The 14305-nt window shown below is 71.3% G+C and carries 11 protein-coding genes; 4 read left to right on the forward strand and 7 right to left on the reverse strand.

Going from position 1 to position 14305, the window contains the following annotated elements; all coding sequences use genetic code 11:
- Window positions 1-1706 precede the first annotated feature (1706 nt).
- Complete coding sequence (locus BKD26_RS40755; RefSeq protein WP_179166862.1) at window positions 1707-1895, forward strand: hypothetical protein; 189 nt, start codon at window positions 1707-1709, stop codon at window positions 1893-1895.
- Between the two features lie 318 nt (window positions 1896-2213).
- Here BKD26_RS40755 and BKD26_RS37850 read toward each other — a convergent pair whose 3' ends face one another.
- The 7 genes from BKD26_RS37850 to BKD26_RS42190 form a co-directional block, all read right to left on the reverse strand.
- Window positions 2214-4100, reverse strand: coding sequence for a hypothetical protein (locus BKD26_RS37850; protein WP_143662786.1), 1887 nt, complete (start codon window positions 4098-4100; stop codon window positions 2214-2216).
- Window positions 4101-4144: 44 nt separating this feature from the next.
- Window positions 4145-5119 (reverse strand): hypothetical protein, encoded by a 975-nt coding sequence (locus tag BKD26_RS37855; RefSeq protein ID WP_143662787.1) that lies wholly within the window; start codon window positions 5117-5119, stop codon window positions 4145-4147.
- A complete protein-coding gene (locus tag BKD26_RS37860; RefSeq protein WP_084907655.1) occupies window positions 5116-7602 on the reverse strand; it encodes an Hsp70 family protein in 2487 nt (828 codons plus the stop codon). Before BKD26_RS37860 ends, BKD26_RS37855 begins: the two co-directional genes overlap by 4 nt.
- Window positions 7603-7644: 42 nt before the next feature.
- Window positions 7645-8211: a hypothetical protein gene (locus BKD26_RS37865; protein ID WP_084907657.1), complete on the reverse strand. Its 567-nt coding sequence runs from the start codon at window positions 8209-8211 to the stop codon at window positions 7645-7647.
- Window positions 8212-8704: 493 nt separating this feature from the next.
- On the reverse strand, window positions 8705-8875 hold the full coding sequence (locus BKD26_RS39630; protein ID WP_107418137.1) for an Hsp70 family protein: 171 nt from the start codon (window positions 8873-8875) through the stop codon (window positions 8705-8707).
- A 169-nt stretch (window positions 8876-9044) separates the two neighbouring features.
- On the reverse strand, window positions 9045-9461 hold the full coding sequence (locus BKD26_RS42185) for an Hsp70 family protein (RefSeq protein ID WP_277622447.1): 417 nt from the start codon (window positions 9459-9461) through the stop codon (window positions 9045-9047).
- Window positions 9401-9703, reverse strand: coding sequence for an Hsp70 family protein (locus tag BKD26_RS42190; RefSeq protein ID WP_107418138.1), 303 nt, complete (start codon window positions 9701-9703; stop codon window positions 9401-9403). The genes BKD26_RS42185 and BKD26_RS42190 overlap by 61 nt, the downstream gene beginning before the upstream one ends.
- Window positions 9704-9861: 158 nt before the next feature.
- Here BKD26_RS42190 and BKD26_RS37875 point away from each other — a divergent pair, with 158 nt between their 5' ends.
- The 3 genes from BKD26_RS37875 to BKD26_RS37885 are packed head-to-tail and all read left to right on the forward strand — an operon-like array spanning window position 9862 to window position 14289.
- A complete protein-coding gene (locus BKD26_RS37875; protein ID WP_084907660.1) occupies window positions 9862-11760 on the forward strand; it encodes an AAA family ATPase in 1899 nt (632 codons plus the stop codon).
- Window positions 11753-12970 (forward strand): serine/threonine-protein kinase, encoded by a 1218-nt coding sequence (locus BKD26_RS37880; protein ID WP_179166864.1) that lies wholly within the window; start codon window positions 11753-11755, stop codon window positions 12968-12970. Before BKD26_RS37875 ends, BKD26_RS37880 begins: the two co-directional genes overlap by 8 nt.
- Window positions 12967-14289: a hypothetical protein gene (locus BKD26_RS37885; protein WP_084907664.1), complete on the forward strand. Its 1323-nt coding sequence runs from the start codon at window positions 12967-12969 to the stop codon at window positions 14287-14289. The genes BKD26_RS37880 and BKD26_RS37885 overlap by 4 nt, the downstream gene beginning before the upstream one ends.
- Window positions 14290-14305: the final 16 nt, after the last annotated feature.

A 14305-nucleotide genomic window follows, 5' to 3' on the forward strand; every position in this document is an offset into this window, starting at 1 on the left:
CGGCCTGACATGCCGTCACTGACACCACTCCACTGACACCAACCCCGGCACATCGCATGCATCGGCGGAGGCGTTACCGGCGGATTACCAGGGAGTCGACCTTTTCGTCATGGCGGCACTGGTATGCAGGCCTGTCATTCACGCAGTGCCAATCATTACGAATGACACGGCCGATTACTGCCAGGACGATGATCCCGCCGACAGTGAGTACGGGGTTGGTTTGCCCGTAGGAGGAGTACGGCTGCCAGTCTTGCAGTGGTTGCGACAAGACCGTATACGAGGAACGGCCCCAGGCGGTGCGAAAAACAGCGCCTTTCCGTATAACAGGTGTTCACCCGTGTATCGATGGATGACGCGCATCCGGAAAATGATTTTTCCGGGGGTTCCGCCCGGGCGGGCGGCCATGAGGAGAGGCGAATGCAGGAAGGGGAGTGGCAGTATCGCCAGGAAGACGGGACCATATCCGCCGAGAAGGACCAAAAGATACACACCACGGAACACGACGATGAGGTCCACGAAGAAGGATGCCAGCCTTCCCCACACAGGTGCGATGGTCGACCAGTCGTAGGCGCCATCGATCGGTCCCGACAAGCTTCGACCCTGGGCTTGCAGCATTGCCCGCTCTTCGCGTCCCGTACGCCGTTCCTCAAACGGTGCGTCGTCCATCCCCGTCCCCGTCTCCATTTCCTCGGTACCGAGTCGGATGCCGCTACGTCCGCTGATCCGCGACGCTGTCCCCTGCAGAGGCGGCCCCGGCCCCGGTAGTGGCCTCGTCTGGGAGCGTAGGACGGTGTGCTCGGGAGCGGTCCCGAGCACACCGGGCGTCATCGGCTGGGCACCGCCCTGAGTCAGTGCCTGCCACCGCCACTTACCCGGTTGTCCCGTGCACTCCCATGTCTCATCTCCCAGGAGCATGATGCCGGGGCCGTCGCACGGCGCGCCCTGCTGCGGTTTTCCGCCGTGGCTGCCTCATCACAATCCGCCTTCGCCGGGCGAGCCCGACCTCGACCGTCGCCGAGACCCCCGGGAACAGGGGGTTCCCCCGGCCAGGACCGTTGCTCGCACACCTGGCAGTCAGCGACATCCCTGGGCAGCTTCGTCAACAGGCTCACGTGCTCGACTACGGTGTCATCCTCCTTCACGCCGGCTCGTCCCAGCTCCTCAACCGCGTCGTCGTGGCGGGCCTTCCACCCGTGTCATCTCCTCGTCGGACTCCGGGGCGGTTACGGATACCGAGGTGCCGGGTGAGCACGACGGCGTTTCCTTCGAACGTCCGGAGTCCTCCCCCGTCGACGTGTACGAGGCGAGCAGTCCCAGCACGGCCGCGAGGGCCATTCCGACCAGACAACACCGCGTGGATGGTGGGAGCGGCGCCGCATCCCCCTGGGCTCGCATCCGCACGTCGATGCAGGCCCTCTGCTCCCGGCATCGCGTCCTCGAACTCCTCCACGTGACCGGGCGGGAAGCTGATCACCGTCGGGGTCGGTTACGACGTACACCCCCCATTGAACCCGCCCTCACTGGTATACGACCCCATCCTCCAGGCCGCTGCGGGCGAGTTCAGCGTCGTAGGCGTCCACACGCTGGTCCGAGATGAGAGTCCGGGCCTCATAGATGCGGCCCGGGACGCGCAGCACCGCGTCGCCGACCGCCACCCCCTTGCACAGCGCGTATCGGTGATTCCTTCGGGGCTCTCGCCCCGCACCGTGAGATCCAGGTGGGGCAAGCCGCCGCCCGGACGGATCGTCACGATCGTCCTCGCCGTCCTGCGCCATGACCAGCGGCTTGCCGACATGGCGGGCGGCGACAACATCTCCGCGACCACGGTGCGCCGCTGGGTTATGGAGGTGATCGAACTGCTCGCGACGCGGGCCGAGCCCTGGACCGCGCGTTGAAGAAGGTCCCCGAAAGGGTGGCCACGTCGTGCTGATCGACGGCCCCCTGATCCGCACCCGGCCGCGCGATCACCGACGACCGGGGCCAGCTCCTGTGGCTGTCCGCGGCCCGCCCTGACCTCCCTGGCCGACCTGAAGAAGCAGAACGGCAATCCGGCTCCCGAAGTGCTGCGCCCACCGCCTCAGCGATGACGCCCCCAGGGACTCCAGCCACGGAGGAGGACGGACGGCGTGCCTTCGCCGACAGGCTGACGGGCAGACCTCTGCGCAGTCACCCAACGGGCTGAGCACATGGCGGAGTTCGGGCTGCGTACGAAGTCACAGCATGTCGCGGTAGCGCGAGAGGAACTCGGCTCGCTGTTCGGGTGACAGACGCTTCAGCGCTTCGCGTACGGAGGGCGGCAGATGGGACAGCTGCCAGTCGTCGTATCGATGCGAGTCAGCGAGCGGATTCGACCACCTGAGCCCGGACAACCCTGACGGTGGGTCGTTCCCGTACATCCGTTCCGCATAGCGGAACCCGGTGAGATTCTTCGTGACGAGTCTGTGCGTCTTTCGCCTCTTGGCCACGGTCAAGGCGACTTCGAGCAACCGGATGCTCCGCTGTTTAGGCGCCGTGACCTCGGGGACCAGCGCCACGGCGCAGTTGTTGAGCAGGACTGCGGTCTGATCGCTGAGCCTGGACGCGGCGAACCGGAACTTCCACGTCGTGCTCCCGCGTAGTTCCTTGACCCGTGGCACCACGCGTTCCGTGAGCTCTGTGGCGGCGCGATCCGGTTTGTTGCCGCGCAGCAGCTCCTGCGCGCTCTTGAGGCCGGACAGGGTCGCCTCGAGCACCACGACGTACGGGCCGAGGCGGGAGTGCTGGGTGAGCTGGCGGCGGTTCTTCCTGACGAGTTTGCGCGTCTTCCTGGTGCCCGCCAGCTTCGCCGCCTCGTCGAGCAGGTCGAAGCTCTCCCGCGCGGGCGAGGGCTTGGAGGCGGGGGACAGCGCCACGGCGCAGTTGTTGAGCAGGACCGCCGTCGCGTCGGCGAGCTTGGCCGCGCTCTGCCGCTTCTCTCTGTCCTCGCTCCGGCGCAGCTCGGTGAGCTGCGGCAGCACGTGCTTCCTGAGCTCCGCGGCGGCTCGCCCGGGCTTCTGCTCGTCCAGGAACCTGCGCACCTTCTCCAGCGACTTCACGGCCGAGCCGAGCACCAGGTACTTCCGGTTGTCTGTGACGATTTTGCTGGTCTCCTCCGTCTCGGCCAGCGCCAGCGCCAGTTCGAGCAGCCTGGAGTCCTTCCCCGCGGGAAGCGGTGTGCCGGCGCCGGAGGAGATGACGCAGTTGTTCAGCAGCAGCGCCGTCCGGTCGCTCAGCTTGGCGACGGGGCGCCGTATGCCGTCGGTGTCGAAGGCGCGCAGCCTGGTCAGCTGCGGCACCACCTCCTTCTCCACAATCGACACCGCCCGGACGGTGTTCTCGGCGTGCAGGTCGCGGGCGCGGTCCAGGACGGCCCGCACGGCGTCCAGCTCCGGGCGCAGCTGCTGCTCGACGGCCTCGCCCAGCAGGTGCTCGCCGGCCCACGACCAGGCGCCGAAGTTCCCGATCATCCGCTGCGGCGACGCCGCCTTGGCCGCGAGTACCGCCAAGGGCGTGACCAGGGTGCGGCAGACCTCGCCTTCGAGCACGGGCAGGGCCGAGGGGTCCAGGCGGCGATCGTCGAGTGCGGTGATGCGGTGGCGAAGATGGTCCCAGAAGCCGGGGAAGCCGAGCGCGCGCTGCCAGCCGGCGGCGGCCGCCCCCCAGCTGCCCTCCCCCTCGGCCGGCGCCGCGCGGCCCGACAGCTCCTCGTCCAGGGCCCGGGCATGGGCCCGTACGGCCGCGTCGTGCGCCCGGTGCAGCTCGTGGTCGCAACCGCAGTCACCGTCCGGGGCGTCCCAGAGCCAGAACAGCTCGTCGACGATCCGGCGCTGCGGATGGTCGATGATGTCGAACGCGGCGGCGTACTGCTCCGCGCTCCGTCCACCCGGCACGGGCAGCTCACCCGCGGGAAGGTCCACCCCGGCGCGGGCGGCGGTGGTGATGTGCTGTTTCTGCTGACGGATCGTCCGGCGCGTCGCCGTGGTGGAGATCCCGGTCAGCCTGAAGGCGTTGCGCTGATAGAGCTCGGGGACGGTGAGCTCGCGAAGGCGCTCCATGGCCACCGGTGCGCTGCCGTTCGGCAAGGCGTCCTCCCAGGTGCTGCGAGTTCTACGGCGCTCTTGCCGTGTCACGATTCGGTGTGCGGGGTCAGGACCACCGTGACGGTCCGGTTCGCCGCGTCGGTGTCGTGCGGGGCGTCCCGCTGCTCGGCGGAGGCGACCAGGAAGCCGGTGAGCGGCCGGCCGCTGGCGTCGCTGAGCGCGCGGGCGGCGGTCATGGCCCGCCACAGGGAGGTGGGCGAGCCGCCGTTGGTGGGGGCGCCGGGCACGTCGGCGATGTGCCCGAGGACCTCGACGCGCAGGTTCCGCTGCCCGGCGAGGCGCTCACCCACCCGCGCCAGCTGCGCGGCCCCCGCATCGGTCAGCTCGGCTCCCTGCGAGAACAGGCCCTGCTCGAAGACCACTTCCACGGAGTCCTCGTGCCGCTCCACCCGGGTCCCCGGCGTCCGGACCACCCGCACGAGCGCGTCGAGCGCTTTCGTACGCCGGGCCTCGGCCGCGGCGGCGGCGCGCTCGCGCTGTTCCTTCAGTTCCTGCCGTACGTCCTGTTCGGCGCGTGCTACGGCTGCGGAGTCGGACACCGGCTCCCGGGCGTCGGACGGCAGCTGGGTGGCGAGGGACCAGGCCGCCGCCGTGACCGCTCCGGCACACAGGACGACGGCCACGGCGGGCCGGCCACGGTGGCGGGCCCGGGCGAGGGCGGCTGCCGGGCCCCGGCGCCGGAACCGTCGGATCCGGGCGAGGCCGGCCTCGGCAGACTCGTCGCGCGGGTGCTCGTCGAGCAGCTGCCGCCAGCACCGTTCGGCGTCCTCCAGCTCGCCGCGCTGGGCGTGCACGCGGGCCCGCAGGTCCGTCACGTCGCGGTGCCGGGTGACGGCGGGGTCGTCGGAGCGGTCCAGCTCGCGCAGCGCCGCGTCCAGGTCGCCGGCGCGCGCGGCCGCGGTGGCCTGGGCCACGGTCAGCTCGACGCGCAGCTCCGTGGCGGGGTCGCGGTCCGTGTGAGGCTCGGGCACCGTCTGGGGCGCGGTTTCCGTCGCAGTCACCGGCGGACCACCCCGCCCTCGATCGGACCGCCCGGCGTGGTGAAATCCGGGGGCAGCATCTCGTAGAGCCGCTGGAGGACGCCGATGAGGGCATCCCGATCGCGGGCGGCGACAGCACGTTTGCCCTGCGCGATCACAGCGTCCGCCTCGTTGCGAGGCGTCATCACGTGGCGCATCCGGGACAGCTCCTTGAACTGTTCGTACTCCAGCTCGCCGGTGGCGCGTTTCAGCTCGACGTAGAGGTCCCGCGCCTGCTCCAGCAGCCGTTCGAGACGGGCGATGTCAGCGTTCTGCATGGCCTGGTTGGCCTGACCGCGCAGGCGCTCCAGTTCCTGCCGCTCGGCCGCGCCGCCGCCGCGCCGGAGCAGGCCCTCGCACTCCTTGAGCACGTTTCCCAGTTCCAGCATCAGCCGCGGTGCCTCGACGGCCTCGCGCTCGACGCGGTCGAGCCGCGCGTGCAGGTCGCGAAGGTGCTGATCGCATTCCAGGGCGGCACTCATGTCGGTGGCCGCGTAATCGACCTTCGTGCGGAGCCGCTCCGTCTCGTCGGACAGCTCCCGCAGGACGGCCTGCGCTGCGGTGGCCCTGGCCTCCCGCACGCGTTCGGTGAGCTCGGCCGCCCGCTGCTCCAGGCGGCGCAGCTCGGCCACGAGTTCCGCGTGCTCCGGCCGGGCGCCCTCGAGCCGCACCTCGGCCTCGAACTCCACGCCCATCGTCTCCACGATGGCCCTCGCCTGCCCGATCTTGCGGACCTCGTAGGTCACTTCGACCTCGCTGCCCTCCGGAAGGTCGTAGCGCAGGTTACTGCGGCGATATGTGACCACGCCGACTTGCTTGTTGTTCTTGGCCTCCGCGTCCTCGCCCTCGAGGAGGGGGATGCGGATGACCGCGTCAGGATTGTCCCGGGTCAGGGCGATGGTCGTGTGGAACGTGTTGCTCCCGTCGGTCGGCAGCGCCGCCCCCTTGCGGACGATCGGGGCAAAGGTGCCGTCGTGCGTGCCGATGCCGAGCGAGTGCGTCAGGACCGGCCCCGGCGCCAGTGTGTTCGTGTGTGTGATGGACAGCGTGTCGGGCGTGAGCTTCTGCCGGACTCCCGAGCCGTCGGTCAGCTCCACCGTGAACCGGGATTTGGTGTCCGGGGTGATGGTGACGGTGGTGTAGAAGGCGCCGTTCGCGTTGAGGGCGACCTGCGGGCCGTGGAAGGCCGGGTTCCCGTCCCGGTTGTGCAGGGAGACGCTGTAGCCGGTCCAGTCCACCTGGCCGCTGCTGTGCAGCGTTCCGCCCACGGGGACCTGGGTGGTGTCCAGCGACTGCGGTTCGTAGTGCAGGTCGGCGGTGAACTCGCCGGCGCGAGGGCGCGGCCGCGTCGCGGGGGCGCGCACGGTGCCGGCGTAGATGGCGGCGCCGCGGGCGACGACCGTGGACGGGTCCTGACTGTGGTCGAGCTGGATGCCCAGCCCGTCCCGCGGGTCGGCGAGCAGCTCGCGCAGACCGGGGGCGAGCGTGGCGCCCCCCACGAGCAGCAGCCGGTCGATGTGGTCGGGGCGCAGCGAGCTGTCGGCCAGCGCCTTGCGGCACAGGTCGATCGCCCGGGTGTAGAGGGGAAGGGCGATGTCGTCGAGAGCGCCGCGGGTCAGCGTGTACGTGAACATCTGCTCGTCGCCGCTGTCGTCCCTGAGGTCGACGAATAGTTCCGCCGAACCGGCCCGGGACAGTTCGATCTTGGCGACTTCGGCGGCCGCTTTGAGCTTGGCGAAGTTCGTCCGCCACCGCGCGTTGCCGCGGACGAACTCCCGCAGCCCGAGGTCGCGTTCGACGGCCGGCGCCAACAGCTCGTCGACGATGGCCAAGTCGATGTTCTTCCCGCCCAAGTGCGGGTTGCCGGCGTGCTGAAGCAGCTGGAGCTCCCCGTCCCGCTTGCTCATCACTGCCGCGTCGAACGTGCCGCCGCCCAGGTCGAAGACCATCCAGTGCGCGGACTCGGCGGCGTTGTCCACGCCGTAGGCGAGCGCCGCCGCGTTCGGCTCGTGCAGCAGCGGGCAGTCCTCCCCGAGCCCGGCCAGCACCGCCGCCTTGCCGGTGGCGCTGGACTGGTTCAGCGCGAACGCCGCGGGCACCGTGATGACGGCCACGGCCGGCGGCTCCCCCATCTGTGAAGCGACGTCCTGGCGCAGCGACTTCAGCACCTCGGCGGACAGCTGCTCGGGGCGCAGGGAGACACCCGCCCGGCGGAAGCGGTACTCGGCGCCGGCCACGCCCATCTGAAGCTTGAACTCGGCGTGCGCGTCGTCCGGATCGGACTCCACCCGCTCGCGGGCCTTGCGGCCGACGTGGGTCATTCCCGTCCGCGGCATCCATACCGCGGACGGGGTGTAGTCCCAGCCCTCGTTGTTCTTGATGATCCGGGATCGGCCGTTCTCCGCCACGGCGATGGCGCTGTTGGTGGTCCCGAGGTCGATCCCGAAATCGATGGTCTCACTCATCTGATCTCCCCTGCCGACTCCGCGATCGGCTGCGTGTGCGAGTCATTGAAGAGGCGGCCTGCCGACGACGACCTCACCCATCTGGATGAGGCGTCCGCGGAAGTAGACTGAGGGCAGGAAGGTCTCGCGGACGACTTCACGGGTGAGGGCCGGGTCGTCCTCGAACGACAGGACCTTCAGCGACAGGCCGGGGTCGTAGTCGTCCCCGTCGTGGTCCTGGATCTTGAGCTCGACCCCCTCCTGAAGCGCCTGACGCGCCGTGCGCAGGCTGCGGCTGATCTGCCGGGAGGTCTTGGAGGTCTTCCCCAGCCCGTCGTCCTGCCGCCCCAGCTTCCGCTCCGCCTTCCACACGCCTGTGGCCGCCTCGGCGAGCCGGGCGGTGTCGAATTCCTGCGCCTTCGGGGTCGCCGCGGCGGACGCGGCGGCCCGGCGGGCGGCCGCTTCGGCGGATTCGAGGTCCGCGAGGGCGGTGTCGAGTACGGCGAGGTGGCCGGCGATCCGCTCGCGCTGGCCGGCGTCCAGCCGTTCCGGGGCGATGCGGAATTCCCGGGGGTGCTTCCACTGCCGGTACCAGCCGGCCAGGTGGTCCTGCGTGTCTCTCCGCTTCACATACCCCCCTCTTGGCGCCCACTGCGATGGCGCCCCCTCGGTCGTGTCGGACCCGTCCCGCACGACTATGGCAGCACCGCTCCGGGAGGGGTCCCGAAGCATATCGATTCCAGGTGTTCACCGCCGGGGCTCCCCGATCAGAGTGCCCTCGAACTGCCCTACCCGCTGAGGGAGTTGGCGAATCAGGGCAGAGGCGTGAGTGCCGCCGTCGAGGCCGTGGACGTCCTCGAACCGGTCGACCGTCACCTGCAGCCGGCCCACGAGCGTCCTGAACCGGTCCGCCTCCTCCCGCCCGCTCCGGACGAGGAGGCTCTCGCAGCGGCCGGGCGCGGCCCGGAGCTCACGCAGCAGGCCGGCGATGTCGTCGGTGGCAGCGGGGCTCGGGCGCCGTACGGGGATGCGTACGGTGCCGGCGTAGATGGCGGCGCCCGTGGACGGGTCCTGGCTGTGGTCGAGCTGGATGTCCAGCCCCTGCCACGGGTCGGCGAGCAGCTCACGCAGGCCGGGGGGCGAGCGTGGCGCCCCCCACGAGCAGCAGCCGGTCGATCTGGTCGGGGCGCAGCGAGCTGTCGGCCAGCGCCTTGCGGCACAGGTCGATCGCCCGGGTGTAGAAGAGAAGGGCGATGTGGTCCAGGGCGCCGCGGGTCAGCGTGTATGCGAACATCTGGTCGTCGTCGCTGTCGTCCCGGAGATCGACGAAGAACTCCGTGGCCGGGCCCGGGACAGTTCGATCTTGGCCTCCTGCGCTGCCATGAGGAGCTTGGCGAAGTTCGTCCGCCACCGCGCGTTGCCGCGGACGAACTCCCGCAGTTCCAGCCGGCGTTCGACGACCGTCACCAGCAGTTCTCGACGTTGTCCCGGTCGATGTTCTTCTCGCCCAGGTGCGGGTCGCCGGCGTGCCCCGGCACCCGGGACTCCCCGCCCTGCTCCTCCACCACGGCGGCCCTGAACTGCCCGCTGCCCCTGTGGAAGACCAGCCGGTGGGCGGAGCCCAGGGCGCCGTCCACGCCGTAGGCGCGCGCGGCCGCGACCAGCTCGGGGAACAGGGGGCGCGCGTCGCCCAGGCGGGCCAGCGCCGCCGCTCTGCAGGTGGCGCCGGCTTGGTGCGGTGAGCAGCCCGCCGGGACCGTGATCACGGCAGCCGCCGGCGGCTCCCCCAGTTCGTGCGTGGCGTCCTGGCGTAGCGACTTCAGCTCCCCGGCGGACAGCTGCTCGGGGGGAGCGAGACACCCGCCCGGCGGAAACGGTATACGGCACCGGCCGCGCCCATCCGGAGCCCGAACTCGGCGTAGGCGTCGTCCGGATCGGACACCGCCCGCTCGCGGGTCCTGCGGCCGACGTGAGTCGTGCCCTCCCGCGGCATCCATACCGCGCACGGCGTGCGGTCCCTGCCGTCGCTGTTCTTGAGGACGCGGGCCCGGCCCTTCTCCGTCACCGCGATGGCACTGCCGGCGACTCCGAGACCGATCCCGAAATCTATGGTGTCACGCATATGCTGCCTTGGCTCGTCCGGCACTTGGACGGGGGTATCAGGCCCGTTCCGGGAGGGGTCCCGAGAATGCGCCGATATACCAGTATTGGCAGCCCGACACGGGTAACAGATGCAAGGAGCGCTTCACACGGCGAGGTGCCTTCGGGGGAGGACTGACGTTGCAGAACCTTGGGATCGACCGGCTGGACCCGGCGCTGCTGGCGGCGACCGACCGCCTTTCCGGCGCCGTCGCCGCGGCCGTCGAAACCGGTGCCGCCCACGTCGAGCCGTCCCACCTGCTGATCGCGCTCGGCCGGGTGCCGGGCAGCGTGGCCGCGGGGCTGTTCGGCCGGAGCCGTATCCCCGTGGAGGCGTTCGTGGATGCGCTGCGCACCCAGAGTCCGCCGCGCGACGGGCTGCCGCCGACGGAGCTGACCGACCGCACCGCCGCCGCGGCGACGCGGGAGGCGCTCGGTGCGCTGCCTGCCGGAGCCGGAGAACGGGAACTGCTGGCCGCGGTCCTGCCCCGCCTGGAACCGCCCGCCGCCCTGCTGCTGCGGGTGTACGCCCGGGCCGACCTCGACCAGTGGGTCCGCGAGTGCCGCGCCGAACCGGCCCGGGCGCGCGAGGTGTTCGGGGACGACGGCCGGCTGCTGCTCGACCGCTTCAGCCCCGGCGCGCGGCGGGTGCTGTCCGCGATGGCCGCGCTTGAGAGCGGCTTTGGACCTGGCCTGCTGACCACCGCGCAGATGCTGCGGGCTATGGCCGAGGTGCCCAACGGCCTGATCGAGCAGGGATGCAGCTTCCTGCGCCGGGACGTTCGCGTCCTGCGCGTCCAGATGACGTCCCTCGCGGGCGGCGGTCCTGGCTCGTCCGGCCCGGGCGGGGAACTCTCCCGCGACAACGTCCAGGAACCACTCGCGCGTACGCTTCAGAAGGCGGCCGCCGTCGCGGAGCAGCGCGGCAGTGACCTGGTCGCCGAGCGCGACCTGCTCGCCGCGCTGCTCGACACTCCGGCCGGCCTGGCCGCGGGGTTGCTCCGCAGCACCCGTATCGACGTCACCCGGCTGCGCCGCTATGCCGAGGAGTACTACGAGGAGCCCCCCGCGCAGGAGCCGGACGCTCCAGTGCACGTGCCGTCGCTGCACGAGTCGCTCGACTGGCTGCGCGAGCGCCTCATCGGGCAGGAGGCGGTCATCGACCGCCTGGCGCCCTCCCTGGAGATGATCACCCGGTCGCTCAGGCGCGGCCTGCGCCTGCAGGAGCAGCCCCTGGGCAGGTTCCTGTTCTGCGGCCCCAGCGGCACCGGCAAGACCCTGGCCGCCCGCGCGCTCGCCAGGGTCGTGTACGGATCCGAGGGTGACGTGCTCTTCTTCGAGATGGGGCAGTTCAACACCAAGGAGTCGATGAACAACTTCATCGGCGCCCCACCCGGCTTCGTCGGCTTCGGCGAAGGCAAGCTCACCAACGGACTGCGCGACAACCCCCGGCGGGTGCTGCTCTTCGACGAGGTCGAGAAGGCGGACGGCAGGGTGCTCGACGCCCTCCTGCGGCTGCTGGACGAGGGGCGGATCAGCGACCCCGCCGGACCGGTGCGAGACGCCCGGGACTCGGTGATCGTGCTCACCTCGAACCTCGGCGCCGCCGAGTTCGCCGACCTGGCGCAGCCGGGGGCCGGCGAGGAGCCGGAGGCCACCGCCCACGTGCGGCGGATCATGGCGGGGTTCTTCCGGCCTGAGTTCCTCAACCGGATCGACGAGGTGGTCCTCTTCGAGCCGTTCCGGCAGGACCAGCTCGAAGCCATCGCACTCGGCGGGCTCAGGCGGCAGGCCACCCAGGTGGCCGCGCAGCTCGGGGTGGAGCTGTGCTGGAAGGAGGACATGGCGGCGCGGATCGCGGAACTGGCGATGACGCGGCGCCGGGAGGAGGCCGCCCGCGGCGTGAACCGCTACATCGACGGCGTCCTCCCTCCGCTGCTGCGGCTGCTGGACGAGGCCGACACCCGCGGGGAGTCCGTCGAGCGGGTGCAGATCCTGCTGGACGGTGAGCGGCTGTCGGTGGTGGACATCAGTGGCTGAGCTGCTCGACGGTCGCTACCTGCTGCACGAGACGCTCGGGCAGGGCGCGTTCGGCACGGTCCACCGGGCCGAGCTCCGCGTCCTCGGCCACTCGCTCCGGCAGGTGGCCGTCAAACTCTTCCACGCCGACCCCGCGGTCCCGGTGGCGGAACTGCTCGGCGAGGCGCTGCAGTTGATCCGGGTGGTGGCCGAGTGCCCGGATCCGGTGGTCCGCGACCGCTTCCTCACCTGCTACGACGCCGGCGTCGAGGGCGGCGGCACGGGACGGCCATACATGGTGACGGAACTGGCCAGCGGCGACCTGACCTGGCGGCTGCGCGGCGGCCAGCTCCCGGCTGCGACCGTGCGCGACCACGCGCTCCAGCTCTGCCAGGGCCTCGCCTTCCTGCACGAGCGGGGCGTCGTCCACCTGGACCTGAAGCCGGGCAACATCCTTGTCTCGGCTTCGGGTTCGCTCAAGATCGGCGACTTCGGGCTGGCGCGCCGCGTCAGCACGCTGCTGCGCCGCACTCCCGCTCCCGGCGGGACGTCGTGGTACCTGCCCGCCGAGGTGCTGCAGCTGCAGTACGCGGGCCCCGAGGCCGACGTCTACGCCCTCGGTTTGATCTGCTACGAGATGCTCACCGGCCGCCTCCCGCGCCAGGACCAGCTCCGGGCTGCCGCGCCGGGGCACGGGGGCCGGACCGACATCGACACGCTCGTACGGCTGAGGCTGCGCGACGTGGAACCGCCCGGCACCCGCAACCCGGAGCTGCGCGGCCACCCGCTCGAAGCGGTGGTCATGCGTGCGCTCAGTCCCCTGGCCACCGACCGGTACCCGGACGCCGGCGCGTTCCTGCGCGCCCTGGACGAAACCGCCCCGGCGCCCCCGCCCCGTATCCCGATGCCGCAGCAGCGGGCCGAGGAGCTGGTGGCACACATCCGAGCGGCGATGCGGCGCGGCGACCTCGAACTCGCGCACGAGCTGCGGCGCGAGGCGCTCGACATCAACCAGGCGCTGCCGGACACAGCGATGGTCGCCGAGGTCTACCTCCTCGCGACCGAGCTGGCCCTGCTCCGCAAGGATGTCGTCGAGGCCCGGGCGATGGCGATGGTGGGGCTGGGCAGGCGCCGGTGCCGGGTGACGTACCAGGCGATGGCGACGGCCTTCGCAGGCACGGAGCTGGGCCGCGGTTTCGCCCGCCGGAGCCGGGAAGAGACGAGCCGATGACGGCCGGGAGCGAGCCCATGCCCGGCGGGCGCGAGCCGACAACCCCCGGGCGCGAACCCACACCCGCCGGGCCCACGCCGACCGCCCCCGGGGACGAACCCACACCCGCCGGGCGCGAGCTGGAGACTCTGGCCGCGGAGCCCGAACGGCCGCGGGCCGAGTTCTCCGCGCTGCTCCCCGCCGAACCGGCGTCCGCCTATGAGGCGCTGTGGCAGGGCGGAGAGCTACAGCCGTGGACCCCTACGGCGATCCGGCTGTGGGAACAGGAGGACGGCGACGACATCGAGGTCGTCCACCACCTCGCCATTGCGCATCACGCCTGCGCGTACGACCTGGAGGCGGCCGGCGACGACGCAGCCTTCGGCCACTTCGAGAAGGCGCTGCGGCACTGGGCCCAGCTCTACGGGGAGCCGGAGTTCTGGCGGCGGATGCACGAGCGCCTCGACGAGGCCATGGGTGTCCCGGTGCCGGACGAGATCGTGGCCGAGGCGAGGACGCGGCTGCCGTACAACCTGCTGGAGCCCCACCTGACCCTGGCCGCCCGGCTGCGGCTCACGGATCCCGGCCGGGCGCGGCGGCACGTGCGGCTGGTGACCGGCTCCGCTTTCCCGGACGCGATCGTGGCCGAGGCGCGCGACCGCCTCGTGCGCGACCTGCTCGACGGCGTCCCCGCGGCGGTCGCCGAGGGCAGGTTCGCGGAGACGATCGACGTCCTGGAGTCATGGCTGCTCCTGGACCCGGACAACCACGGCCTGCTGCGCGCCCTGCTCTTCACCAGCAGGAGCTGGATCGAGCGGCTGCGGGAGGAGCCGTACGCGCAGCGGCGGATGGACGAGCTGCTCGGCCGTGTGGACGCCCTCGTCCGGCCCGGGCTCGCCCGTACGGCGCCTGGCGGCGAGCTCGCCAAGGAGCTGGCGCGGCACGAGTATCTGCTCGCCCTCCGGTCGTTCGGAGCCCTCGGTGCGGCCAAGCCCTCGCCGGACGCGCTGGGCTCGCTGTCCGAGGTCGAGCAGGCCCGGCACCGCGGCCGGCGGGCCGCCCGCCACGTGGGCCGGGCGCTGGAACTGTACCCGGAGATGGGCGAGGATCCGCGCTACACGGATGTGACGGAGCTGCGGAACGACGGGTTGCCCCGATTCCTGGCCTGGCTGGACGCGGTGGAGGCGCAGTTCCTGCTCACCGCGTTCGGCATCGGCGACCAGGAACTGTCCAGAGCCAGGCGGCTCATCGACGCGGCCGGGGCGTACGCGGCGGCCGATCCGGGGCTCGAGCAGTTCGTCCGCTCGCTGGAGAACCTGCTCTCGGTGCGGCAGGCGTGAGACGACCAGGAGAGAT

Source organism: Streptomyces sp. CB03238 (assembly GCF_002099185.1).
Classification (GTDB): domain Bacteria; phylum Actinomycetota; class Actinomycetes; order Streptomycetales; family Streptomycetaceae; genus Streptomyces.

Excerpts from the sequence above, each read along its gene's own strand:
- BKD26_RS42190 (WP_107418138.1), bottom strand. The coding sequence starts at position 9,703 with ATGCGTGACACCATAGATTTCGGGATCGGTCTCGGAGTCGCCGGCAGT.
- BKD26_RS37885 (WP_084907664.1), top strand. The coding sequence starts at position 12,967 with ATGACGGCCGGGAGCGAGCCCATGCCCGGCGGGCGCGAGCCGACAACC.
- BKD26_RS39630 (WP_107418137.1), bottom strand. The coding sequence starts at position 8,875 with ATGTTCGCATACACGCTGACCCGCGGCGCCCTGGACCACATCGCCCTT.
- BKD26_RS37860 (WP_084907655.1), bottom strand. The coding sequence starts at position 7,602 with ATGAGTGAGACCATCGATTTCGGGATCGACCTCGGGACCACCAACAGC.